The 23,667-nt window shown below is 35.7% G+C and carries 22 protein-coding genes; 11 read left to right on the plus strand and 11 right to left on the minus strand.

What is annotated here, in order from left to right; translation table 11 throughout:
* Nucleotides 1-64 precede the first annotated feature (64 nt).
* Nucleotides 65-1,063, minus strand: coding sequence for a sodium:calcium antiporter (locus BK574_RS23775; protein WP_078430345.1), 999 nt, complete (start codon nucleotides 1,061-1,063; stop codon nucleotides 65-67).
* 275 nt (nucleotides 1,064-1,338) lie between these two features.
* The gene (locus BK574_RS23780; protein WP_078430346.1) at nucleotides 1,339-1,875 is read right to left on the minus strand and encodes an HD domain-containing protein; all 537 of its coding nucleotides are present in this window, start codon (nucleotides 1,873-1,875) and stop codon (nucleotides 1,339-1,341) included.
* 260 nt (nucleotides 1,876-2,135) lie between these two features.
* Here BK574_RS23780 and BK574_RS23785 point away from each other — a divergent pair, with 260 nt between their 5' ends.
* Both BK574_RS23785 and BK574_RS23790 read left to right on the plus strand, forming a co-directional pair.
* Nucleotides 2,136-2,366: an excisionase family DNA-binding protein gene (locus tag BK574_RS23785; RefSeq protein WP_078430347.1), complete on the plus strand. Its 231-nt coding sequence runs from the start codon at nucleotides 2,136-2,138 to the stop codon at nucleotides 2,364-2,366.
* Nucleotides 2,367-2,424: 58 nt separating this feature from the next.
* Nucleotides 2,425-3,636, plus strand: a complete 1,212-nt coding sequence (locus BK574_RS23790) for a putative glycoside hydrolase (protein WP_078430969.1) — start codon at nucleotides 2,425-2,427, stop codon at nucleotides 3,634-3,636.
* Between the two features lie 104 nt (nucleotides 3,637-3,740).
* Here the strand turns inward: BK574_RS23790 and BK574_RS23795 are convergent, their stop codons facing one another.
* The gene (locus BK574_RS23795; protein WP_078430348.1) at nucleotides 3,741-3,923 is read right to left on the minus strand and encodes a hypothetical protein; all 183 of its coding nucleotides are present in this window, start codon (nucleotides 3,921-3,923) and stop codon (nucleotides 3,741-3,743) included.
* Nucleotides 3,924-4,220: 297 nt separating this feature from the next.
* Here BK574_RS23795 and BK574_RS23800 point away from each other — a divergent pair, with 297 nt between their 5' ends.
* Complete coding sequence (locus BK574_RS23800; RefSeq protein WP_078430349.1) at nucleotides 4,221-4,790, plus strand: GNAT family N-acetyltransferase; 570 nt, start codon at nucleotides 4,221-4,223, stop codon at nucleotides 4,788-4,790.
* A gap of 982 nt (nucleotides 4,791-5,772) precedes the next feature.
* On the opposite strand, the gene BK574_RS23805 is transcribed toward BK574_RS23800, so the two are convergent.
* Together BK574_RS23805 and BK574_RS23810 are read right to left on the minus strand one after the other, a co-directional pair.
* Nucleotides 5,773-8,853 carry an efflux RND transporter permease subunit gene (locus BK574_RS23805; RefSeq protein ID WP_238458079.1) on the minus strand — a complete coding sequence of 1,027 codons (3,081 nt, stop codon included), beginning with the start codon at nucleotides 8,851-8,853 and terminating at the stop codon, nucleotides 5,773-5,775.
* Nucleotides 8,850-10,076: an efflux RND transporter periplasmic adaptor subunit gene (locus tag BK574_RS23810; protein ID WP_078430351.1), complete on the minus strand. Its 1,227-nt coding sequence runs from the start codon at nucleotides 10,074-10,076 to the stop codon at nucleotides 8,850-8,852. The genes BK574_RS23805 and BK574_RS23810 overlap by 4 nt, the downstream gene beginning before the upstream one ends.
* A gap of 370 nt (nucleotides 10,077-10,446) precedes the next feature.
* Here BK574_RS23810 and spxA point away from each other — a divergent pair, with 370 nt between their 5' ends.
* The gene (gene spxA / locus BK574_RS23815) at nucleotides 10,447-10,842 is read left to right on the plus strand and encodes a transcriptional regulator SpxA (protein WP_075387240.1); all 396 of its coding nucleotides are present in this window, start codon (nucleotides 10,447-10,449) and stop codon (nucleotides 10,840-10,842) included.
* A gap of 47 nt (nucleotides 10,843-10,889) precedes the next feature.
* On the opposite strand, the gene BK574_RS23820 is transcribed toward spxA, so the two are convergent.
* Nucleotides 10,890-11,567, minus strand: coding sequence for a TerC family protein (locus tag BK574_RS23820; protein WP_075387241.1), 678 nt, complete (start codon nucleotides 11,565-11,567; stop codon nucleotides 10,890-10,892).
* Nucleotides 11,568-11,940: 373 nt separating this feature from the next.
* Between BK574_RS23820 and mecA the strand changes: the two genes are divergently transcribed.
* The 4 genes from mecA to pepF all read left to right on the plus strand — a co-directional run bounded on the left by mecA (nucleotide 11,941) and on the right by pepF (nucleotide 17,633).
* Nucleotides 11,941-12,636, plus strand: coding sequence for an adaptor protein MecA (gene mecA, locus BK574_RS23825; RefSeq protein WP_078430352.1), 696 nt, complete (start codon nucleotides 11,941-11,943; stop codon nucleotides 12,634-12,636).
* Nucleotides 12,637-12,876: 240 nt separating this feature from the next.
* On the plus strand, nucleotides 12,877-14,388 hold the full coding sequence (gene cls / locus BK574_RS23830) for a cardiolipin synthase (RefSeq protein WP_078430353.1): 1,512 nt from the start codon (nucleotides 12,877-12,879) through the stop codon (nucleotides 14,386-14,388).
* A gap of 117 nt (nucleotides 14,389-14,505) precedes the next feature.
* The gene (locus tag BK574_RS23835; RefSeq protein ID WP_158211739.1) at nucleotides 14,506-15,687 is read left to right on the plus strand and encodes a competence protein CoiA; all 1,182 of its coding nucleotides are present in this window, start codon (nucleotides 14,506-14,508) and stop codon (nucleotides 15,685-15,687) included.
* A gap of 131 nt (nucleotides 15,688-15,818) precedes the next feature.
* Nucleotides 15,819-17,633 (plus strand): oligoendopeptidase F, encoded by a 1,815-nt coding sequence (gene pepF, locus BK574_RS23840; protein WP_078430355.1) that lies wholly within the window; start codon nucleotides 15,819-15,821, stop codon nucleotides 17,631-17,633.
* A 115-nt stretch (nucleotides 17,634-17,748) separates the two neighbouring features.
* Here the strand turns inward: pepF and BK574_RS28130 are convergent, their stop codons facing one another.
* The 5 genes from BK574_RS28130 to BK574_RS23860 all read right to left on the minus strand — a co-directional run bounded on the left by BK574_RS28130 (nucleotide 17,749) and on the right by BK574_RS23860 (nucleotide 21,424).
* Nucleotides 17,749-17,925, minus strand: a complete 177-nt coding sequence (locus tag BK574_RS28130; RefSeq protein WP_218970617.1) for a hypothetical protein — start codon at nucleotides 17,923-17,925, stop codon at nucleotides 17,749-17,751.
* 388 nt (nucleotides 17,926-18,313) lie between these two features.
* Nucleotides 18,314-19,243 carry a DsbA family protein gene (locus tag BK574_RS23845; protein ID WP_078430356.1) on the minus strand — a complete coding sequence of 310 codons (930 nt, stop codon included), beginning with the start codon at nucleotides 19,241-19,243 and terminating at the stop codon, nucleotides 18,314-18,316.
* A 16-nt stretch (nucleotides 19,244-19,259) separates the two neighbouring features.
* The gene (locus BK574_RS23850) at nucleotides 19,260-19,649 is read right to left on the minus strand and encodes a globin domain-containing protein (protein ID WP_075387246.1); all 390 of its coding nucleotides are present in this window, start codon (nucleotides 19,647-19,649) and stop codon (nucleotides 19,260-19,262) included.
* 257 nt (nucleotides 19,650-19,906) lie between these two features.
* Nucleotides 19,907-20,557 carry a lytic transglycosylase domain-containing protein gene (locus BK574_RS23855; RefSeq protein WP_078430357.1) on the minus strand — a complete coding sequence of 217 codons (651 nt, stop codon included), beginning with the start codon at nucleotides 20,555-20,557 and terminating at the stop codon, nucleotides 19,907-19,909.
* 282 nt (nucleotides 20,558-20,839) lie between these two features.
* On the minus strand, nucleotides 20,840-21,424 hold the full coding sequence (locus tag BK574_RS23860) for a CYTH domain-containing protein (RefSeq protein ID WP_078430358.1): 585 nt from the start codon (nucleotides 21,422-21,424) through the stop codon (nucleotides 20,840-20,842).
* A gap of 266 nt (nucleotides 21,425-21,690) precedes the next feature.
* Here BK574_RS23860 and BK574_RS23865 point away from each other — a divergent pair, with 266 nt between their 5' ends.
* The 3 genes from BK574_RS23865 (at nucleotide 21,691) to BK574_RS23875 (ending at nucleotide 23,666) form a co-directional block, all read left to right on the plus strand.
* Complete coding sequence (locus BK574_RS23865; protein WP_078430359.1) at nucleotides 21,691-22,071, plus strand: UPF0738 family protein; 381 nt, start codon at nucleotides 21,691-21,693, stop codon at nucleotides 22,069-22,071.
* Nucleotides 22,072-22,212: 141 nt separating this feature from the next.
* Nucleotides 22,213-22,842, plus strand: a complete 630-nt coding sequence (gene yjbM, locus BK574_RS23870; RefSeq protein WP_075387250.1) for a GTP diphosphokinase — start codon at nucleotides 22,213-22,215, stop codon at nucleotides 22,840-22,842.
* A gap of 29 nt (nucleotides 22,843-22,871) precedes the next feature.
* Entirely contained in the window at nucleotides 22,872-23,666 is a 795-nt protein-coding gene (locus BK574_RS23875) for an NAD kinase (RefSeq protein WP_078430360.1), read from the plus strand.
* The last annotated feature ends 1 nt before the right edge of the window (nucleotide 23,667 follow it).

The raw sequence follows: 23,667 nt of genomic DNA on the forward strand, positions 1-23,667 counted from the left end.
GCTTTAAGTAAAATGAACAAAGAGGAAGTCTCAAGCGACTTCCTCTTTTCGTATAGGGATTTGTTTAGTGAACGAATATTAAATACGATGATACGAAATAAATGATAATTAGTAACACGGATGGGAATGTGTACGTTGTAGCTGAATGATAGTTTTTTCTTAGAAGTGAATAGAGAATAATCACTGAAAGTACAGAAACAGCTGCAGCCGTAATTTGATTGACAGGTGATACAAAGGAAAGAACGCCACCTTGCTGATATAAAACATCTGTACCTACTAAGATGACCATGTTAAAAAGATTACTTCCTAATATTGATCCAATCGCTAAATTATAATTTCTTAACTGAATTGCAATTAAAACTGCGATAGCTTCAGGTAACGATGTTGTAGCTGCAATGAGAAAGCTACCGACAAAGCTAGAACCAAGCCCTGTAATCACAGCAATTCGATCACCTGTAATCGTAAGGAAAGTTCCAGTCACTAGAATGACAATTGCCGCAATAATAAATCCATAAACGGCTCTTTTTAATGATATCGCTGACGAGTTCAGTTTACTTTTTTCTTCTTCTTCTACAGGATCCACGTTAATGATTTGTTCTTTTTTTGAAAGATTCGTGAGCACAAACATGCCAACTGCATATATTGTAATGATTAGTAACGTATCAATGCCGATGCCTAAGAATGTAAAGTTAAGTTTTAACGATAGAGCTAGAAGTGTGGTTACAGCTAATAAAAAACCGATACTGGCAGTATAAAAATGTTCTCCAGAGGCACCTTTGAATATTTGTTTTTTACGGAAATATAAGTCAAAGCTAGCAAGGATTAATAAATTAAACATATTACTACCCAAAACATTACCAATCGCGATATCTGGATTATCGAGCATTATCGCTGAGATGCTTGTCGTAACTTCAGGAAGTGATGTTGCACCTGCTAAAAGAACGGTTCCAACCATCATACCACCTAATGCCGTTTTTTCACTTAGAGCATCAGCATAAGTAGACAGTTTAATGGCACATATCACCGTCACAACTGCACATAAAAAAAATAATATAAATACCATGAAAATAAATTCCCCTCTCTCTAATTAGACACAAAAAAAGACCCTTTTATGAGAGTTTACCCGTAAACTAAACACTCATAAAAAGGTCTTGCGTACTTTGTCAAGGCAATTTATGACAAAGCTTAATGAACCGAGTGGTATCCCACTGTCATGACGACTCATTAACCTAGGAAGGTCGCTACTCCCCTTTTTAGGACTTATGTGATTAATATCAATTTAGCACAGGAAGTAATGAGCGTCAATAAAAAAATCTTTGGTAACTAATCCAAAGATTTTTAAACCGACCTGCGAAATAGATGCTCTGAAACGCTAGCATCCACTAACGAATCGAGATGTTGAATTTGTTGTAATGCTTTTTCATTACTTATTTGCCGATAATGATGATCGCCGTTCGGTTCCTCATCTAACTCATCAGCAAGAGCGACAACTTTTTGTAAACTATTCAGTTCTAACTGACCGTTTGGCAAATAAGAATCCGTATGAAGTAATATCGCTAATGCAATTTGCTTCGCTTTCCGTGGATCTTCACCTAGTCGTACTAACAATTTGTGAGCACGCTCTGCACCTTTGATGGCATGTATGTCATTTTCTTTATAAAGTTCAAAATCCCATTGACCATTTTTATACCAAGTATAGTGTCCGATGTCATGAAGAAAGGCGGCTTTGGTTGCTAAGTCAGGATTGACGTCATATTTTTTTGAAAGCTTTTGAGCATGATAAGCAGTCGAGATGGCGTGCGCTAAACCTGAACGCTTTACATATTTTTGAGTAACTGGGTGACTGTAAATTTCTAGCAATGTTACATTTCTCATTTTCCTTTCCCTCCTCATGTGAGATCTTCTCTTACGGTTTCAAGGTATTTTTTCTATTATATTTAGGAAGGCCTTGTTTTGCAACCATTATTTGTACTATAGATCATAAGAATGACTTAAAAAGTGCTATAACTGGAAGTCACAGTAGTAAAATCAGTTAAGTAGTTAAATGTTTCTTTTTATATCGTTCGTATTGTGTAGTCCTTTTATCAATAGTCATACGATTTAAATAACGATATAATTTAATTGGAGGGATTTTTATGTATATTACAGTTGAGGAATTAGCAGAGTATTTAATTTTACCATCAGAATATCTCTATGACCAAATTCGAAAAGGAAATCTAAAAGCCGTTTTTGACGGTTCGCAATATTTATTGAATAAAGATCAATTCAAATGGCATAAACATCAGCTTGACCTTAAGTTGGAGGAATTGAGAAGAGACGCATTGGAAGAGATTCCAGAAGATATTGATGTTAAAGACGAGGATTAAGACATACATATAAAAAAAGGACAAATCCTAAGTGGTAAAGGGTGAAAGGCGTGAGATGATGGGGAAAAAAATGGTGATGTTACTTTTCATTCAAACGATAATGTTTACTTTGTTCGTATCAGCACATGAAGTGAGTGCTGAAGCAACCGAGGAAAAAAACGTACAATACCATTCAGCTAAGGAAGTAACTAAAAAGGACCTAGAAGTTCCAGCACGAATGGCACGCTTTATTTTTGACTCAGGTTATACGTTTGAATACCCCGATGCAGTAAGGGGAATTTATGTTACTGGGAATTCTGCTGGCGGTGAGAGGATGGAAAGTTTATTAGAGTTAGTCAACTCGACTGAACTCAACGCGATGGTTATTGATATTAAAGATGACCACGGGTATTTAACATATCGTCCTGAGGAAGGCTCGCCATATTATAACATTTCACAAAACTTTATTCACAATCCAGAAAATTTAATGAAAACATTGGAAGAAAAGCAAGTATATCCAATTGCTCGTATCGTTGTATTTAAAGATACAGTATTAGCGGAAAAGACCCCAGAATGGTCATTTCAAACGAAGGATGGTAAAGTTTGGAAGAATAACCGAGGAGAAGCGTTTGTTAATCCATTTTTAAAAGAAGTTTGGGATTATAACGTAGCTATTGCTGAAAAAGCAGCTAAAATGGGCTTTAAAGAAATTCAATTTGATTATGTTCGCTTTCCAGAAGGTTTTGAACGAAGAGATGAAGATCTAAAGTATAGTGTTGGAAAGTATGAAAAGAGCGATCAAGATAATGTTCAGCGGCGTGTCACAGCTGTAACAGACTTTGTTGCCTATGCAAGAGAACAATTAGCTCAATATGATGTCGATGTATCCGTAGATATTTTTGGTTATGCAGCGACAATTTCAGAAGCTCCAGGAATTGGGCAAAATTTTGCAAAGATATCTGAAAATGTAGATGTAATATCTTCTATGATCTATCCGAGTCATTGGACGTCCTATTTTGGAATTGATAAACCTGACTTATATCCGTATGAGCTCGTTGATGCTTACGCAAAAGTTGAAAACGAATTGTTAGGTGGATTAGAAACTCCACCAGTATCAAGACCATGGATACAAGATTTTACAGCGAGCTGGTTAGGAGCAGGAAACTTTAAGCAATATGGCAAAGAAGAGGTAGAAGCACAGATCAAAGCATTAAAAGACAATGGGATTAATGAATACCTTCTTTGGAATGCGAGTAATCGATATACTCCTGGGGTAAACTACACACCATAATAAAAAAGGGTGACTTCATCCGTAAAGAAGGGGCACCCTTTTTTGTGTACTTTAAGATAAAGGTATTGGATTGTCGTTAGTTGGGATAATTGAGTTTTCAAATATTATTGCTTTCCGCCAACTTTTTTCCATCCTGTTTGTACGTTTGTGGATGTGTTCTTAAATTTATTAACATTTCCTCGTCCAAACACTTTCATACCGAACACATTTGTAATTGTACCCATTAAAGCTGTAAGACCGATAATAAACACCGCAAGTAAAATAAAATCGATAACAAAGTTATCCATGGGAATCCTCCTAATGTGAATACTTCTTATCACTTATTGTACAGAATGAAAGCCAAAAATGAAAGGGATTTCATGAAAGTACCATGTCTTTATGTAGTTCTTTACTGTACTAACAAAAAGGGAAGGATCCTTATTATATGTGAGGAAACGATGGTATTTATAAAAGATAGGGAAATGATGTTGGGTATGGAGTAAATATTACTAAATGATGGCAATAACCTCCTCTTAGTGCCGTTTATCGTCTTAACGTTCTTGCATATAATAAAGAGACTAAAGACAAATGGAGGTCATAGTCAAGTGAATTGGTATAAAAAACTCAATCAGTATTTTCCAATTGAAGAAATGAAATCAAAAGAACACATGGAATTGCTTTTAGCCGAAAAGTCAGAAATATATTTCAAAGATGAAAGTGAAGATCACGTGTTAATGTATGTTGAAATGGACGACTTTGTTTTTATCGACTACTTGTTCGTATCAAAAAATGCAAGGGGAAAAGGAACAGGAAAAAAATTAATTGATAAATTGAAAAACAAAGGAAAACCGATTATTCTAGAAGTAGAACCAATTGATTATGAAGATACAGATACACAAAAAAGACAACGGTTTTATGCAAGAGAAGGCTTTAAACATGCCGAAGCAATTGGTTATCGTAGACGGTCGCTTGCAACAAACAAAATTAACGAACTAGAAATTTTGTATTGGTCGCCAACGAACGAATCAGAAGAAAGCATTTATGAAAAGATGAAAAAAACATACGAAACGATTCACACTTACAAAGATAAACAGTTATATGGAGAGTCTTACAGTCCTGTTGATGATGTATTAACGTTTGAGGAAGATGTTGTAGAACAACAAGATCAAATCTAATAATGCTATGTAAGGGTGGTGAGAAGGATGAAAGGGAGAGAGAAAAGTAAAAGAAGAAAGCGTGAACTCTTAAAGGAATTGCTCCGAAAAAAGTTAAAGAACTTAAAAGAAGCTCCAAAACGCAGACCCACCACTAACACGAAAACAATAGCGTAAATGAAATTCTTTGGCAATTTGAGCAGACTCATTCAATTTTGAATGAAGTCTTTTTTTTTATAAAAGATTTCCAAATATGAGGATATAAGGAAGGATCGAGCGGTAAAAGAGCGTACCATTTCTAGTATAAGTATGAAACCAGTGCTAAAGCGGAGTATAGAGCTTGTTGTTTCCAGTATAAGTAAGGAATGAGTGCTAAAGCGGAAGATCGAGCTTATTATTTCCAGTATAAGTAAGAAATGAGTGCTAAAGCGAAGTATAGAGCTCATTGTTTCCAATATAAGTAAGGAATTAGTGCTAAAGCGGAGGATAGAGGTCATTGTTTCCAGTATAAGTAAGAAATGAGTGCTAAAGAGAAGTATAGAGCTCATTGTTTCCAATATAAGTAAGGAATTAGTGCTAAAGCGGAGGATAGAGCTTATTATTTCCAGTATAAGTAAGGAATGAGTGCTAAAGCGGAAGATCGAGCTTATTATTTCCAGTATAAGTAAGAAATGAGTGCTAAAGCGGAGGATAGAGCTTGTTATTTCCAGTATAAGGAAGAAATGAGTACTAAAGCGAAGGATAGAGTTTATTGTTTCCAGTATAAGTAAGAAATGAGTGCTAAAGCGAAGCCTTTTTAGATGTTCTACTAACACAAATAGAGAAGCACTGATTTTCATTTTTCTATCTTTTGTGGATGGACACTAATCTGATGCCTTTGATAGTAATTACTTGGTTTTCTTGAAAGTATTGAATTAGACCCATATGGAGCTTACTAAAAAAACTTATATAAATCAAAAAGTTAACGGTGCCACGATTAGCGTGACACCGTCATTGGATCAGTTCAAGTTAACATTTCTTGTTTTTTTAACAGCTTTCTTTCTTTACGCAAATCAAAGACGTAGTAAATGACTGGAATTAAAATCAATGTAATGAATGTTGCAAAACTTAAACCGAATACGATGACGATTGCCATCGGTTGTTGAACTTCTGTTCCTTCACCGAACCCTAAAGTTAGCGGAATGAGCCCGAGTATTGTCGTTAGTGCCGTCATGAGTATGGGGCGTAAACGTATTGGACCAGCTTCCACGATCGCATCAAAACTAGAGAGCCCTTTTTGCTTTAAAGTATTAATATAATCGACTAATACAATGGCATTATTAACGACAATGCCTGTTAAAATTAATATTCCTACTAATGATCCAACACCAAAGGGTTGAAATGTTACTAACAATCCAACGATGATCCCAATCATAGTGATCGGAACACTAAACATAATAATAAACGGATAAAATAAAGATTCAAATCGTGCAGCCATTACCATATAGACTAATACGATAGCAAGAGCGATTGCGCCAGCCAATTTAAAGAACGCATCGTTCATTTGTTCGTTTTGACCCCCAAAGCTAATTCGGTACCCGGTAGGAAGGAGTGGTGCGAGTTCTTCTTTCAATACGGCTTCAATATCGTTAATGACACTTCCTAAATCTCTATTTAAGATGGAGGCCGACACGGTTACTTCCCTGAGACGGTCTGCTCGTCGTATCGTGCTCGGACCTTGGTCTCTAGCAATCGTAGCTACTGCGTCTAGAGGAATTCGTTCTCCCGAAGGAGCATCGATCAACAATTGGCCAAGTTCTTCAATAGAAGCCGTATAACGCTCTTCTACGACTAATCGAACATCGAGTTCCTCCCCACCTCTCGCTAATCGTGAAGCTACCATCCCTCTTGTGGCATTATTTACTGCACTTGCAATCTGCGCACTACCTATTCCATAATTCGCGGCGCGATCTCTGTCGATCGTTACTGTAATTTCAGGACTTCCGACGGTGAAATTAGAAGATGGCTCACGCACACCGTCAACCGTAGAAATGAGCTCAATAGCCTTATGAGACAAATGGTGTAATGTTTGTAAATCTTGCCCCTTAATAGTTATTGATATTGGATTTTCGGCAAATCCAGTATCACTAGCAGATACTGAGATTTCAGCACCTGGTATGTCTTCTACAAGATTGCGGATCTCTTCGGCAATGGTTAAATCACTCTTTGTTCGCTTGTTAGGTTCATGTAACAAAATACTATATGAAGCCCGGTTCGTCTGCGAACCCGCACCGACCGTAAAATTGTCTGTACCCCCAACAGTGACATAAATTAAGTCAATTTCAGAAAGGTGTTTTATTCTTTCTTCTATTTCATCTGCTACATCCTGTGTACTTTCAAGGGAACTTCCTGCTGGAAGTCTAGCGTCAACACTAATAAAACTTTGATCTTGAGCTGGAAGAAATTCAGTCCCTATAAACGGAATGCCGGCAAAAGAAAGGGCAAATAAACTGAATGAAGTGATCATGACCGTCTTGGGTCGTTTTAACGCTTTGATTAACATTTTTTTATAAAACGATGTTAACCTTTGAAAGCCTTCCTGAAAGAAGGACGTTTCCTCATTTACTTTCATAAGAGTAGAAGATAATAATGGCACAATGATAAGTGCTGTAAATAATGATGCTAATAGAGAAAAGGCGACAGTTAAAGCGAGTGGTTTAAATAACTGTGCAGCTAATCCTTCTACAAAAATGATGGGTAAAAAAACAACGACAGTAGTGAGGGTAGAAGCGATAATTGCCCCACCAATTTCACTTGTCCCTTCAATCGCAGCTTCTTTAATTGAGAGACCATCTTGTCTGAGCCGGTAAATATTTTCTAAAATAACAATTGCATTATCAACCATCATTCCAACACCGAGAGCAAGCCCCCCAAGTGTAAGGACATTCAAGGTTTGTCCACTAAAATACATAAACAAAAAGGTCGTAATAATAGAAATTGGAATTGAAAATCCAATAATCATTGTGCTTCTTATATTCCGTAAAAATAAATAAAGGACTATACCAGCTAGAAGACTTCCTAGTACTATATTCCACGCTACAGCACGGATCGATTGTTCAATAAAACGACTTTGATCAAAGATCGACCGAATTTGAACTCCCGATGGAAGTAACTCTTCTAGCGTTTCTATTTGTTGATTAATATTTCTTGCAACCGCAACGGTGTTGGTGCCCGTTGCTTTTAAAATAGAAATTCCTACACTCGGTTGACCGTTTAAATAACTAACTTGTGTGGTTGGTTTTAATGTTTCAACGACATCAACGATTTCAGATAAAGGGATCGCCCCTTCTTTTGTCGGAATTGGTAACGTTTTAATGTCATAAATGGAAGTAAATTGCCCTGTCACTCGTATCGGTAAATTTAAGTTAAAGTCTTGAAGTTGTCCACCAGGCAAATTTAAGTTTTCACTCGCAATTATTTGTTGGAGATCCGTGATAGATAATCCATATGCGGTTAAACGATTAGGGTCGACGATGAGTTGAATTTCTTGTTCAGTACCACCTTCAATTTGAACGGAAGCGACTCCATCTACTGAATCCAACATGGGTCTTATATCGTTTTCAGCTAATTTCCTAGCTTCAATAATATTCCCGTCAGGTGCACTTACAGCTAGTTGGACGATTGGCAGAAGACTTGGGTCAAATCGAAGAACTTGAGGTGTTGGCACTTCATTCGGTAACGCTTCCCTAATCATATCAATTCGCTCGCGCATATTTAATGTCGCAAAATCCATATCTGTACCCCAATCAAACGCTACAAGAATCAGCGCACCACCTGTTCTTGAAGTAGAAGTCACCGATTCTACATTTGGCAAACTAGACATCATTTCTTCGATAGGTTGTGTAATAATTTGTTCAATTTCTTCAGGACCAGCTCCTTCATAAGAAGCGGTAACTGCAACGATAGGGAAGCTAAGCTCAGGAAATAAATCAACAGATAAATCTTTTAAAGAAACGATACCGAGTATGATGACTAGGCAAATGACCATACCCATCGCTACTGGTCTCAGAACAGATAGTTTAGCAATATTCATGTTATGTTTCACTCGCTTCGTATCGTAATTTGTGCACCTTCTGTTAAACGTTCTTTTCCAGTTGTGACAACCGAATCATTTACTTCAATTCCCTCAAGTACTTCAATTAGATTTCCTTCCCGTGATCCGAGTTCGACCGATTGGCGAACGACAGATGTATCAGCTACTTTATACACATAGGCTTTATTATCTTCATATAAAACACTATCGATTGGAATGACTATGGCTTCATCAATTGTGCCTAAATCAACCATTGCTGTCGCACGCATTCCACCTTTTATCAAAAGGTCAGGGTTTTCTAACTCAGCTTCAACCGTAAACGTATTCGTTTGTGGATTAATGACAGGAGATACTGTTGTAATAGAATTCGGAAACGTTTCATTGAGCCCGTTAATCGTAATATCTACATCCATACCTTGCTGAAGTTTAGATATTTGAAAACTGTTTGCAGAAAACATAGCAATAACAGGATCTAAATTAACAATGACTGCGATGGGAGAATTAGGGACAGCCATTTGTCCAACAGTGACCTCCATTTGAGCAATAATACCTGTGATGGGTGCAGTCAATTCGGTGGCTTGTAACCCTTTTTCGGCCTGTCGGACATTCTGCTTAGCGGTTTCGAGTTGGATTTCTAGTTCCATTGTATTAATCGCAGGTATTTGTTGAAGATTTCCAGCTGCTTGAGAAAGCTCCGCTTGCTTTAAACTTAACTCTAAAGAACTACGAATAAATTCAAGCAAGGCAACATCAGCATTTTCTTCATCAAGATTTTCAAGAGTGCTTCTTGTTGTATTTAACGATTGTTGCATTTCTTGTTGAAGAGTTTGTAATTGTTTTATTTCATTTTGCGCTGTCCGATTTAACTCTCTAGCTTGTTCAAGCGTTTTTTCCAATTCGGCGACCGCATTTTTTGCTTGATTCACTTGTTCTCTTGCTAACTCTGTATCTAGCGTGACTAACAATTCACCTTTTTTTACAGTGTCACCAACACTTTTATGTACATTTTTGACTTCTAGCGGTGTAACAGTAAAAAGAGGGACTTGATCTTTAGGGATCATTTGTCCATTTAATTCTAATGACTGCCGAATGGTTGATTGTTCCGCTTGTTCTACAGATACTAACAAGGATTGTCTTTCGGTACTATCACTCGTAATATCATCTGTACCACAACCTACAAAGAAGACAATGAGAAAAACGAAAACTGTGAATCGATTAAATATATATTTAATCATTATGGTCACTCCTATTATTAATCCTCAGTTTTTAAAAGTCTTATTAAAAAATTTCAATATCTATATTTTTAGTTGAAAAATGAGAGTACTTCCATATGATGTGACAATCATGTAACAACTATGTTATTTTCATTTCAATTTCCTAATTAAGAAGGAAACTTTATAAAAATCAGAGAAGTTTCAGTATGTACTTTTTAAGGCTATTGCTGTCAACAAAGCCTGTTTCCTCTATGAGCATGTTGTATAATCTATGTACATTTATTTTCAAATGGGGGTATTCAATTTAGAATTATTATTGTATAATGCTTAATGTAAGTAAAAATTAATTGTAATGATGTTGATATACATTGTTGAAGGGAGATGTCCATTTATGGTAACCCTATTAACATCACCGAGTTGTACATCTTGTAGGAAAGCTAAAGCTTGGTTAGAAGAACATGACATTCCTTTTCAGGAACGAAATATTTTTGCCGCACCACTATCCATTGATGAAGTGAAAGAGGTCGTAAGAATGACTGAGGATGGAACGGATGAAATTATTTCAACACGTTCTAAAGTCTTTCAAGATCTTGATGTTGAAGTAGAGGCTTTACCGCTTCAAACTTTATTTAAGTTAATCAGTGAAAACCCAGGTTTACTTCGTCGTCCAATTATTTTTGACGATAAAAGGTTACAAGTTGGATATAACGAGGCTGAAATTCGTCGATTCTTACCAAGGAAGGTTAGAACGTTCCACTTATTAGAAGCACAAAAGATGGTCAACTAAATATAAAAAGAGGCTGATAGTTCAGCCTCTTTTTATATTCCATTAAATTAATATTTTGTATAGAAGTATGATAATAACCCGCGTTGTTTAAAAAAGCCTGTTAAAAGAACACCGATAATGACAGCTGCTTGAAAAATAATAGTAATAATTGGATGGCTCTCGAACAAAGGTGCTAGCTGTTCTTCATGAGTGATCATTCTTCCAGCTGTAAAAGCAAGAATACCTGCACCAATGTAAATAACAAATGGAAATCTCTCAAAGAAATAGAGGATCAGTTTACTACCTAAGATAATAATAGGTACAGAAATGATTAAGCCGAAAATGACAAGTGCTGGATACCCATGCGCAGCTCCAGCAACTGCAATGACATTATCTACACCCATAATAAAGTCTGCAATGAGAATAGCCTTAACTGCACTAAATATATTGGACCCACTATGTACATTATGTTCATTGTCCATTTGAGAAATGAGATCGTAAGCGATATAAATTAACAAAGCACCACCAATCGCAAGTAAATAAGGGATTTGAAGAAGTTGAACGGCTACAAGGGTTAATGCGATACGAATAAATAGAGCTAAGCTGATACCGAGAATGATAGCTTTGTTGCGCTGTTCTTTTGGGAGATTACGACAAGCAAGAGCAACAACAATCGCATTATCTCCACCTAAAATGATATCAATACCAATGATGGTTAATAGGGAAATTATAAAATCCATATCCATTTTAAACAATCATCCTTATCTGTTTCATTGACAAAACAAACCGTAATCGCTCATAATAAGTATTTAATAATAAGCATAGCCTTAAAACAAAGGTGGAAAGGTTGTCTTATTCCTAGTCTATACGTCATAATAATAGTTCAGAACAGAAAACTGATCGGGCTGACGCACAATTCAGAAAAAAAAGTAAAATTGTCCGTTTTTTAATTTCCAATTCCGATCATTTTGTCATACAATAGAAGTAATATAGAGAAACTCTAATTTACAATACACCCTCAATGAGTAGTTGAAATTTATTAGAATTACGTCGTTTGGAAGCTATGAATATCAATTTAGAAGGCTTTCTTCTATTGATAATGTCTGGAGGGAGAGATATATGGAAATCGAAAGAGTGAATGAATCTACAGTTAAGTTTTATATTACGTATAAGGATATTGAATCCCGTGGATTTGACCGGGATGAAATTTGGTATAATCGTGAAAGAAGCGAAGAACTCTTCTTTGAAATGATGAGTGAAGCGCATGATCGAGAAGAATTTGAGCTTGAAGGACCACTGTGGATCCAAGTACAAGCTTTAGATAAAGGATTAGAAATTGTTGTAACAAGAGGTCAAATTTCAGACGGTCATGTAAAATTAGAAATTCCAGTTTCGAATGATAAAATGGCTGATTTACCAGTAGATCAAAATATAGTTGAAATGTTAGACGCTCAGTTTGGAAACGGTAATTCTGAGGAAGACATAGATGAAGACTATAATGAAATACTTGAACTTGTGATAGGTTTTGAAGATTTTGAAGATCTCATCGCCTTAAGTCATAGTTTTGTACCAGAAGGAATGGAAAATCAACTTTATCATTTTGAGGGGAAATATTACCTTCATGTTGTCTTTAATGATGACCGGTACGATGAAGATGAACAAGATGATATGTTAAGTCAAATTTTAGAGTATGGCTATGAATCTGAAATTACAATTTATCGTATTCAAGAATACGGAAAATTAGTTATGAAAGACGATGCATTAACAACTGTACGTAATTACTTTAGTTTAAAACACTCCTCAAATAATGAGTGATCGTAGTTTAGAGTTTTGATGAGGCCGACTCATAAGTGTCCTTGCTCTTCGCATATGATGATATATAGGTTATTTCTATATTCATTGTATTGTGATTAGGAGGAGTAACACTTTACATTTGAGTCAGTCTTTTTCTTTTTACATAAGTATATAAATTTAGCTAAATATTAAGTAGACCCTTAACATGTACTCAATGGTGTGTGTCTCTGCAGATGTATTAGATCGTTCAAGGAGATTATTATGAAAACAAGGTTAAATGTAATTATATTTATTTTATTGATTATCAGTGTGCTCTATTTGTTTAGGGACTATATGGAAGGATGGATCGTTGGGGCGTCTAGTATTATCTTTTCATTGTCTGCCCTTTTTATTGCGATTGTCATCTTTTTTGAGAACCGTCATCCGTCAAAGACGTTGACATGGCTAATGGTACTTGGTGTATTTCCAGTCGTTGGTTTTTTCTTTTATCTTTTGTTTGGTCAAAATCATCGAAAAAAAAGGTCATTTATTCAAAAAGCGATTCAGGATGAACAAGCATTTGAAAATATTGAAGGAAATCGGCAAATAGACGAATCACGACTTGAAAAAATGGGTGGACATCATCAATTAGTGTTTCGGTTAGCGCACCGACTAGGTAATAACCCTATATCTTTTTCAACAGAGACGAAGGTATTAACAGATGGTAAAGAAACGTTCGCACATATTTTACAAACATTAAAAATGGCAAAACGGCATATTCATCTTGTTTACTATATTGTTCGAGATGACGAACTTGGACAGGAAATTAAAGAAATTTTGATTGAAAAAGCGCAAGAAGGAGTCAAGGTTCGATTTTTATACGATGCAGTTGGTAGCTGGAAACTATCAAAAAAATATATACAAGACTTGCGGGAAGCAGGAGTGGAACTGAGGCCATTTGCTCCCGTTAAGTTACCTTATTTTACACATAAGGTTAACTATCGCAATCATAGAAAGATCGTCGTTATTGATGGCCATGTCGCCTTTGTCGGCGGGTTAAATATTGGCGATGAATATTTAGGGAAGGATCAGTATTTTGGCTATTGGAGAGATACACACTTGTATGTAAGAGGAGAAGCGGTTCGAACTTTACAACTTATCTTCTTAAAGGATTGGTACTATGTTACGAAGGAAGCTGTTTTAGATCCAGAATATTTTTCACCTGTCCTCGTTGATCGAAATGACGAAGGTGGTGTGCAACTCATATCTAGTGGACCTGATACGCAGTGGGAGGTCATTAAGAAGCTATACTTTTCAATGATTGTTTCCGCTAAAAAATCAATTTGGGTTGCATCGCCTTATTTTATTCCTGATGACGATATTTTAAGTGCATTAAAGATCGCAGCATTAAGTGGGGTAGATGTACGAATTCTAGTTCCGAATCGTCCTGATAAACGAATTGTCTTTTATGCTTCACGTTCCTATTTTCCAGAATTATTAGAAGCAGGAGTGAAGATTTACGAGTATCACCGTGGATTTATGCACAGTAAAATTGTAATTGTTGATAAGCAAATCGCTTCGATTGGAACAGCGAATATGGATATGCGGAGCTTTCATCTTAATTTTGAAGTCAACGCATTTTTATATCGTACGAAAAGTGTGACGAAGCTCGTTAGTGATTATATTTTTGATTTGGAACATTCCAATCAACTCGACTATGAAATTTTTAAGAAACGATCGATTATTCATCGTTTGTTAGAATCAACATCTAGGTTATCAAGTCCGTTATTGTAAAGGCCTTTCTCTATGGAGAAGGGTTTTTATTTTCGTTTTGTAAAATTCCAGTAAAGACAGAAGGGATTATCTCATTGCAGTAGAAGGTATTCGTGGAATATGAAAGGAGTGTGGACTTTGCTTGTAGCACATACCAATGATAAAAAGAGAATTAATTTAGTAAAGGGGTGGAATAAAGAACAATTAGAAAAACTTCGCAAGAACTTTCGCTTCGTTTGTCCCGTTTGTAAAAAGTCAGTAAGACTAAAACTAGGATCAAAAAGACGATGGCATTTTGCTCATTATGGTGAAGTCAGTTGTAATCTTGAGTTAGAAGCCGAATCAGACTATCATTTGTTAGGAAAAGAACAACTTTATCACTGGTTTATCAGCCAAAATATTCATGCGTTACTTGAACCATACTTAACTTCGATAAATCAAAGACCAGACATCCTCATTCATTATCAAAAGCGCTATTACGCAATTGAATACCAATGTTCACCGATCCCCCTTTCATTATTTGAGAAACGAACGAGGAGTTACTTGGAAAAAGATATCTTGCCTATTTGGATCTACGGCGGCAATCGACTTACTCGTAAGTCTTCAATACTATTCTCACTATCTCCGATCGAATGGGCAGCATTACAACCTCATGTTCAGCTTGATAACTTCCTACTTTATTATTGTTCCACTACGCAACAATTTTTTTCCTTACTAAATGTCTCCTCTCTTTCGTCACAATCAGCCTTATCCCAAATAAAAATCACACGGCTCCAAGATTGTTCTTTTGCATCGTTATTAGGTAACGTTGATGTTTATGACGATAACTGGAAGTTATATTGGATTACAATAAAAAAGAAATGGCGTTATAGTGTGACGCCTTATCCAAGTCGGACGCAAAAATATTTTAATGACTATTGTTTACAGCGCAAGATCTCTCCTTGGTTATATCCGATTGAAGCAGGATGGCCAACGAAACACCATCAATGGTTTGAAACTTCTCCACATATATGGCAAACATTCATCCTTATCTACCTATTAAATTTTCCTCTTGAATACAAATTTACTTTTCAAGATGTATATCGATACTTAAAAGAGTTGGTAAAAACGAACATCTGTAGAATTAGATCGCTCCCATATTATGAGGGACATTTTTCGTATGCGATTATGTCTTATTTACAACTCCTCCTTCATTCTGGTTTTATTAAAAGGAATAAAACTAAAGAATTTTTTAGAGTAAAAGAGATCAAATATCCACAGTCTATCGAAGAAGCGATTAAAAGAGACGAAGAGTTTGTTAAGAATGTAAAAATTAATTAAATATTAATGGGTAAATAAAGGAATGTTATTATCCATATAGAACGTATATTAAGTAGAGATAACAATCATCCTTTTAGTGATTATGTAATCACTGTAAAAAAGGAATTAGAGAAACAATGGAGGTATAAATTATGGCAAAAGCTACAAAATCATTACCGAAACGTGAGGAAATTGATAAAGAATTAACATGGGATTTAGAAGCGATATTTGCAACAGATGAAGAGTGGGAAAAAGAGTTTTCAAATATAAGTAATGCCTTACCACAATTAGCAAAATATAAAGGAACATTAGGACAATCGGCTGAACAGTTGTACGAAGCATTGCAACAGCAAGATGACCTTTCATTAAAATTATATCAACTTTATACATATGCGCATATGCGTTATGACCAAGATACAACAAATTCGTTTTATCAAGGCTTAAATGATCGTGCTCAAGGATTAGCTGCAAAGTTTGGTCAAACAGCATCCTATATGACTCCTGAAATTTTATCTATCCCAGAAGAAACGCTAGGCCAATTTATAGCGCAGCATGAAGGGTTAAAATTATATAAACATGCATTAGAGGAGCTTAATGAAAGTCGTCCACACGTCTTAACAGAAGCAGAAGAAGCTATTCTTGCTCAAGCAGCAGAGGCACTTAAAACTCCTAGTTCTACATTTGGTAGCTTAAACAATGCAGACTTGAAGTTCCCGACAGTAACCGACGAGAAAGGTGAAGAGATTGAAATTACACACGGACGCTTTATCCGCTTTTTAGAATCGTCAGACCAAAGAGTAAGAAGGGACGCTTTCAAGGCTGTTTATGAAACCTATGATAAATTTAAAAATACGTTTGCAAGTACTTTGAGCGGGCAAGTGAAGAAGGACATTTTCTATGCGAATGTGCGAAAATATGATTCAGCGAGACAGGCAGCTTTAAGTAAAAATCATATTCCTGAAATTGTTTACGACCAATTAGTGTCAACGATTAATGATCACCTGCATTTACTACATCGCTACGTTAAGCTACGTAAAAAAGTGTTAGGTGTTGATGAACTCCATATGTATGATTTGTATACACCACTTGTTAAAGATGTACAAATGGAAGTCCCTTACGAAGAAGCAAAGGATTTGGTATTAAAAGGTGTTGCTCCTTTAGGAGAAGATTATGTGAACATCATTAAAGAAGGATACGAAAAACGTTGGATCGATGTTGAGGAGAATGTAGGTAAGCGAAGTGGAGCCTATTCTTCAGGAGCATACGGAACGATGCCATATATTTTAATGAACTGGCAAGATAATGTGAACAATCTATTTACATTAGCTCATGAAATCGGACATTCTTGTCATAGTTACTATACGCGAGAAAACCAACCTTATCCGTATGGCGACTATACCATCTTTGTTGCAGAAGTAGCTTCTACTTTAAACGAGGCTTTGCTCAATGATTATTTACTTAAGACGACCGATGATAAAAAGAAGAAGCTTTATTTATTAAATCACTTTTTAGAGGGCTTTAGAGGGACTGTGTTTAGACAAACGATGTTTGCGGAGTTTGAACAGAGCATTCATGAAAAAGCGGCAGCAGGTGAAGCGCTGACGCCAGAGTTATTAACGAAAACGTATTATGATTTAAATGTGAAATATTTTGGCGATGAAATTACAATTGACGAAGAAATTGGTTTAGAATGGGCGCGTATTCCTCACTTCTATTACAATTTCTATGTGTATCAATATGCAACAGGTTATAGTGCAGCAACTGCTTTATCTAAACAAATTTTAGAAGAAGGGCAGCCAGCGGTGGATCGATATTTGGAATTCTTGAAAGCTGGAAGTTCAGATTACCCAATTCAAGTTCTTCAAAAAGCAGGCGTAAATATGACATCTGCCGAACCAATCAAACAAGCTTGTACAGTATTTGAACAAACATTAGATGAAATGGAAAAGCTGCTAGAAGCTGAATAACATAAGAGAAGCTGGTGCCTTGGCGCATCAGCTTCTTTCTAGGTCAGGCATATATTATCCCATTTAACTGGAGCTAAGACTCCCACTTCAAGGCCTTGAGGAAATACTTGATTAATTAACGAAACCCCCGAAAACGATTGCGTTCATTGAGTACAATTAATGTAAAAACCACCGAAATAAATAAAGCAGGGGCAGCTATGAAAATGGGAAATACGTTCATTAATCCAAGAATCATGAAATAAAAACTAATAATGATCAAGAAGATCCCAATGGTTAATAAGACCTTTCTCATTTCGCTCACCTCAATTTATGTTCAAACCACCTTTAAAAAATAATATGTGAATGTTAAATAAGACATGCTAGAATTATCAAAATTATACAGTGACAAATATCATGACTGTTAAAAGAATTGTAATTTTGTTGAGAAAAAACTTGCTTTATAATGAAAAAGAAACAAATACTAGAAAACTTGTGACAATGTTTCGAACGGTTTAGGATAAGAGTTTAAATTAATATGTAAGTATGGTAAATTATTATTGTAAAATAATTAAGTGTTAAACAACATTTTCTCCCCCTATTAAAGAAGAGGCTGACATTGTCAGCCTCTTTATTGTTTTTGTATATTAAATTGTAAAAATAGGAAATAGGTGTTTACCAATTATCGATTAAAATGATAGTTGCTAACAACCGATGTATCTCCAAAAAGTTCCATACTTCACAGGTACTCGTTCAACCTTTTGTTGTAACATTAAGCGTTTTAACATTCTCTCAGCCTCTATAATCGAAACATTAAAGACGACAGCCACTTCTTTTGTAGCTACAAAGTTATAATAAGATAAAAACTTTTCTAGAGTAATCGATTGAGAAGGTTCAGGTGTAAAGCACAGCAACTGTTGAATAATTTCAACATACACTTCATAGGGATAAAACCCTGTTACCTTTAATCCTTCGTCCTCAATAATATCGTTGAAAAATACAAAAGTAGGGGAATAATCTATTCCTAGTTCTTTTGTCATTTTGACATCACACTGAAGTGCTTTAACGGCGCCTTCCGAATGAAGATCTTTTGTAAACTCTTCAACGTCTAAACCAGCTTTGTTTGCACATTCAATTAATACATTTTCTTTTGAAATATTTTTTTTATCTAAAAATAATAATTCCCTTAACTTTCGTAAAAATTTCATGGCGGCAAACTGGCCTTGCATTTCAGCAGCTTTGATGGCGATAGAAGCGGTGTAAGGAGAAGTGATCGGATCTTCAAACCAAAGATCACCATCACAGCTCATCCCTGTTCGACTAGCTGTCATTTCCCAATTTCTGGCAATTTCTTCAAGTTTTTTCGTTTCTACGGTTTTCGTATTTGGCTTATTCCAATACTCAAGCGAACCAGCAACAAAGTACCGTATTTTGAAATATTGTCCGTATTCAACTTGCATTTTTTTTAGTATTGGCTCAAAGGCCCAACATTGAGGGCACAGCGGATCAATAAAAATATAGATTTCCAACGGTTTCTTATTACAATTGTTTTCTTTGGATACGGATGGTTCGTCAATAGGACCACAAAAGCCTCGAACGTTATCACAGCTAGACTGATTTTCTTTTGAAGTCACCTAAGTGCCCTCCTTCCTATTCCGTATCGTGCGGTTGATTAACCATATGATGAGCCGTAAAAGTTAAACGACTAAAGATCTGCTCTCGTAAAGGTCCTTGTAATCCAACTTCGTCCATAGCTTCTTTCATGCAAGCTAACCAAGCGGAAGCACGACGGGTTGTAATTTCAAAAGGCATATGTCGAGCTCTTAACATCGGGTGACCATGTTCGTCTGAATACAAGGTTGGTCCTCCAAGGAATTGCGTTAAGAACTGTTTTTGTTTTCTTGCAGTTTCAGTTAAGTCATCTGGAAAAATCGGTGCAAGGTCTGGGTGGTGACTTACTTTATCGTAAAAGGTATCGACTAGTTGGCTTAAAATTTCGGCTCCACCTAATGCATCATAGGGTGTTTTATGTTCTGACATAGTTATCTCCTTTAAGAGGATGTTTTAGTTATAATTTCTTAAACCCATTTTAGCAATCGTCAGTTCTAACAGCAAATAATCTGTTTTGAACTTGCCTTCTCGTTAGGAAGATAGGAATATTCTCTAAATAGGAAGCGTGGAAACATTAGAGGAGTAAAAAATTGATATTAGACGATATAGTTTCCATTAAATAGTTAAAATATTATGTGTAGCAAAAAATGCTTAGATGAATATTCATCCAAGCATTTTTAGAATAGTTACGTATTTAAAATGGTGTTCATCACTTTCGGGACGTAATTTTGAGTTTCTTTAAATGGAGGAATTCCACCGTATTTATCGACATTGCCTGGTCCTGCATTATAAGCAGCTAAAGCTAGACGAACATCCCCATTATAACGATCGAGCATTTGTCGTAAATACTTTGCACCGCCTTCAATATTTTGTTGCGGATCATATACATTTGTAACACCTAAGTATCTGGCTGTTGCAGGCATCAATTGCATTAGTCCACCCGCACCAGCATGACTTGTAGCATTAGGGTTAAAGTTAGACTCATGCTTGATGACTGAAGCAATCAGCTTTGGATCTAAATTATATTTGCTTGCGGCGTCATTAATCCAATTTTTATAACTGTCTACCCGTGAATTACCTGTTTCTTTTAAAGGAATAACGGTTCCATTTGTAAGCGGGTTCGTATGTTTTTCACTCTCAAGTTGTATGGTTGGATGTATAAATAAATCCATATTTCGTTGATTTGAGTCGAGTTGTATATTATTCTTCTCCATTTCGTTTTGGATAAAATCAGAAAATAATGTTTGAAATGGGGAGTTATTCGTTGGGGAATTGGTTCCTCGAAACTGTCGGATTGCATTCATTTCTGCAATTTGTTGAAACATCATTATGTTCATTGACGTCACCTCGGACTGAATTCTTAATTCTATTAACTAGTTTAATGTACTAGACAATATTAGACAATGTCCGATTTGGATTTTTATAAATCATGGTGTTGCTGTTTTATTGGCTCTTTTCTCAAAGATTGTTGCTCTTTGCTTTTGGAACGTAAGCCAAGGGGATGCTTGGCTCTTCACGCTACGAGTGAAGCTTTTGAAAACAAAATAGCTGTTCAGACAAATGAATTTGTCATGAAAAGGCTACTTTATTTTAAAAAAACGGTCCAAAAGCAACAAAGTTCACAAAAACAGCCTTTGTTTTCTTTCAAAAAATCGTAAAATTTTATTTTTAGTCGGTCTCTTTGGAATGTTATGTTGTTTTAAAATACGGTTAAATTCTTCCTGTACGGTATCCACATTAGTTCCTTCGACTTCTAATTCGTAGTCGACTATGTTTAAATAATGACTAATATCTAGAACAATAAGTTGTTGATTATATTGTACTTCTGCTCTAGACGTCTTTAGTGAACCTAAATAAGTAAATTTTGCAGGAGGAACTTTCAATGCCTCAATATCTGACTTCACATCACCATTTGGAATGGTCCCAGTTTCGAGCATAAGATTAGCTTCTTCAGTGGAAACCAATTGGTTAGTTTCTAATAAACCGACTTCGTTCGGTTGTTTTAAAGTCATTATATATTTGTTATTTTTTTCGCGAATTCGAAGCGCAGCCTTTTTTTCCTTTAAAGCAAAATCAGTAGTATCAAAATAATGGTTGGTTTGAGAAATAAATTCGGAATCGGATAGGGAAAAATAGTGTTGTAAACGTTCAAGTTCTTCTTTAGTCAATAAATTCTTTGCCTCTATTTCTATTTCACGTCCCATGTATAATAACTCCTTTTATAAATGATGTTCCTGCAGTTTAAATGAGCGGCGTCAAAAAATCGACAGGTGAAAACAGATCAAAAAAGACTTTAGTGCATTTATCAAATGGCCGTTATAGTGCGTAGCGAAGGCCATCGCTTTTTTTCATTATGTCATAGATAGAAATACGGTACAATCGGGGAGATGTAATGGTTTTATATTCTTGTCTAACTGAAAATTATGGTAAGATGGATACGTAAATAAGAGAGGTAATAGGAGGACCAACTATGATATCAATAGAGGTTAACGATATTTCTATACAAATTGATAAAATAATCTTACATATTTCCAAACCATTATCAAAAGAAGAGGCTTCTTTATTACAAGCTGCAGGGAGAATGCTAGCAAATTCCGACCAATTGGCATTCATCTACCTTTTAGAAGACGATGAAAGGTATCAACATGTAAGTATTCCAGAACACCTTTGGGCAGAATTAACCACAGCATTAAGGAAAATAAATAACGTATATATAGAATTAGCTAGTGAATATGAGATTGAATGTACATATTTTAAAGATGAATTTAATTACTTACTAGAAAATATTCAGGATAACAGCAATTATGGCGATAAAATGGTAGAAGCTGTTGGGAGAATTATTTCAAAATAATCAACATAGCTTTAGAAAAACACGATTTTTCGTCACGATGGAGAAAATCGTTGTTTATCTAATTCTTTATTCCTTTAAAAATTAATTTTCTTAAAGTGATAAAAAGTGAAGGCGATTATTTGAAGAATGGTTGGTGGTTACATGTACAATTGGGATACGTTCTTAATCCCATATAAACAAGCGGTAGAAGAGCTAAAAATTAAATTTAAAGGGATCCGTGAGCAGTATCAAAAGTCTTCTAAGCATACACCGATTGAGTTTGTAACTGGAAGAGTGAAGCCTGTTGCCAGTATTATTGATAAAGCATTACGTAAAGATATACCCCTTACACGGATTGAAGAAGATATGCAAGACTTAGCAGGAATCCGTATTGTTTGTCAGTTTGTAGAAGATATTAATACTATTATTGAATTTCTTCGACTACGAACTGATTTTGAAATCGTAGAAGAACGCGATTATATAAACCATAAGAAAGAAAGTGGATACAGATCGTATCATATTGTTATAAAATATCCTGTCGAGACGATTGCAGGAAAAAAACAAATTTACGTTGAATTACAAATACGAACACTCGCCATGAACTTTTGGGCAACGATTGAACATTCTTTAAACTATAAATATAGTGGAGAAATTCCTGAGTATTATAAACAACGTTTACAACGTGCCGCCGAAGCTGCTTTTCAATTGGATGAAGAAATGTCGCAAATTAGCGAAGAAGTTAGAGAAGCCCAACGAATCATTTCAAAAAAACATGGTCGCATTAATAATTAATAAATTTTCTAAAGATGGAGTCTGATGTTATGAATTTTACCGTGACTTCTAGAGGAGATAACGTTTCGAATGCACTTCAGCAAAGAATTAAAACATACTTAGTTGAATTCGGATTAAAATACGATGAAGATAAGCCTGAAATTGTAATTACGGTCGGTGGCGATGGGACATTACTTCATGCCTTTCATACGTACAAACACCGATTAGAAGAAACTTCATTTGTCGGTATACATACAGGACATCTAGGATTTTATGCAGACTGGATGCCCGAAGAAGTAGAAAAATTAGTCATTCATATCGCAAAAACACCATTTCAAATTGTTGAATATCCGTTGTTAGAAGTTGTAATTCGACATTATGGTGATAATAAATCTGAGCGCTTACTAGCTTTAAATGAATGTACGGTGAAAAGTCCTGAAGAATCACTCGTCTGTAACGTTGAAATTAAAGGTGAGAAGTTTGAGACGTTTCGCGGGGATGGACTTTGTATTTCAACACCATCTGGGAGTACGGCCTATAATAAAGCACTTGGTGGTGCGATCTTACATCCTTCACTTGCGTCCATTCAATTAGCTGAAATGGCGTCGATTAATAACCGAGTATATCGAACGGTAGGATCCCCACTTGTTTTACCACAGCACCATACCTGTTTATTGAAACCACAAAATGATGTGAAATTGCTTATAACAATCGATCACTTTTCCTGGACTCATCAACAGGTTAAATCGATACAGTGTCGGGTAGCTGAGGAAAAGATTAAGTTTGCAAGGTTTAGACCGTTCCCGTTTTGGAAACGTGTAAAGGAATCTTTTATTGGAGACTAGA

The organism is Alkalihalobacterium alkalinitrilicum, from assembly GCF_002019605.1.
Classification (GTDB): Bacteria; Bacillota; Bacilli; order Bacillales; family Bacillaceae_F; genus Alkalihalobacterium; species Alkalihalobacterium alkalinitrilicum.

Excerpts from the sequence above, each read along its gene's own strand:
- BK574_RS23775 (WP_078430345.1), bottom strand. The coding sequence starts at position 1,063 with ATGGTATTTATATTATTTTTTTTATGTGCAGTTGTGACGGTGATATGT.
- BK574_RS23780 (WP_078430346.1), bottom strand. The coding sequence starts at position 1,875 with ATGAGAAATGTAACATTGCTAGAAATTTACAGTCACCCAGTTACTCAA.
- BK574_RS23785 (WP_078430347.1), top strand. The coding sequence starts at position 2,136 with ATGTATATTACAGTTGAGGAATTAGCAGAGTATTTAATTTTACCATCA.
- BK574_RS23790 (WP_078430969.1), top strand. The coding sequence starts at position 2,425 with ATGGGGAAAAAAATGGTGATGTTACTTTTCATTCAAACGATAATGTTT.
- BK574_RS23795 (WP_078430348.1), bottom strand. The coding sequence starts at position 3,923 with ATGGATAACTTTGTTATCGATTTTATTTTACTTGCGGTGTTTATTATC.
- BK574_RS23810 (WP_078430351.1), bottom strand. The coding sequence starts at position 10,076 with ATGATTAAATATATATTTAATCGATTCACAGTTTTCGTTTTTCTCATT.
- spxA (WP_075387240.1), top strand. The coding sequence starts at position 10,447 with ATGGTAACCCTATTAACATCACCGAGTTGTACATCTTGTAGGAAAGCT.
- BK574_RS23820 (WP_075387241.1), bottom strand. The coding sequence starts at position 11,567 with ATGGATATGGATTTTATAATTTCCCTATTAACCATCATTGGTATTGAT.
- mecA (WP_078430352.1), top strand. The coding sequence starts at position 11,941 with ATGGAAATCGAAAGAGTGAATGAATCTACAGTTAAGTTTTATATTACG.
- cls (WP_078430353.1), top strand. The coding sequence starts at position 12,877 with ATGAAAACAAGGTTAAATGTAATTATATTTATTTTATTGATTATCAGT.
- pepF (WP_078430355.1), top strand. The coding sequence starts at position 15,819 with ATGGCAAAAGCTACAAAATCATTACCGAAACGTGAGGAAATTGATAAA.
- BK574_RS28130 (WP_218970617.1), bottom strand. The coding sequence starts at position 17,925 with ATGAGAAAGGTCTTATTAACCATTGGGATCTTCTTGATCATTATTAGT.
- BK574_RS23850 (WP_075387246.1), bottom strand. The coding sequence starts at position 19,649 with ATGTCAGAACATAAAACACCCTATGATGCATTAGGTGGAGCCGAAATT.
- BK574_RS23855 (WP_078430357.1), bottom strand. The coding sequence starts at position 20,557 with ATGAACATAATGATGTTTCAACAAATTGCAGAAATGAATGCAATCCGA.
- BK574_RS23860 (WP_078430358.1), bottom strand. The coding sequence starts at position 21,424 with ATGGGACGTGAAATAGAAATAGAGGCAAAGAATTTATTGACTAAAGAA.
- BK574_RS23865 (WP_078430359.1), top strand. The coding sequence starts at position 21,691 with ATGATATCAATAGAGGTTAACGATATTTCTATACAAATTGATAAAATA.
- yjbM (WP_075387250.1), top strand. The coding sequence starts at position 22,213 with ATGTACAATTGGGATACGTTCTTAATCCCATATAAACAAGCGGTAGAA.
- BK574_RS23875 (WP_078430360.1), top strand. The coding sequence starts at position 22,872 with ATGAATTTTACCGTGACTTCTAGAGGAGATAACGTTTCGAATGCACTT.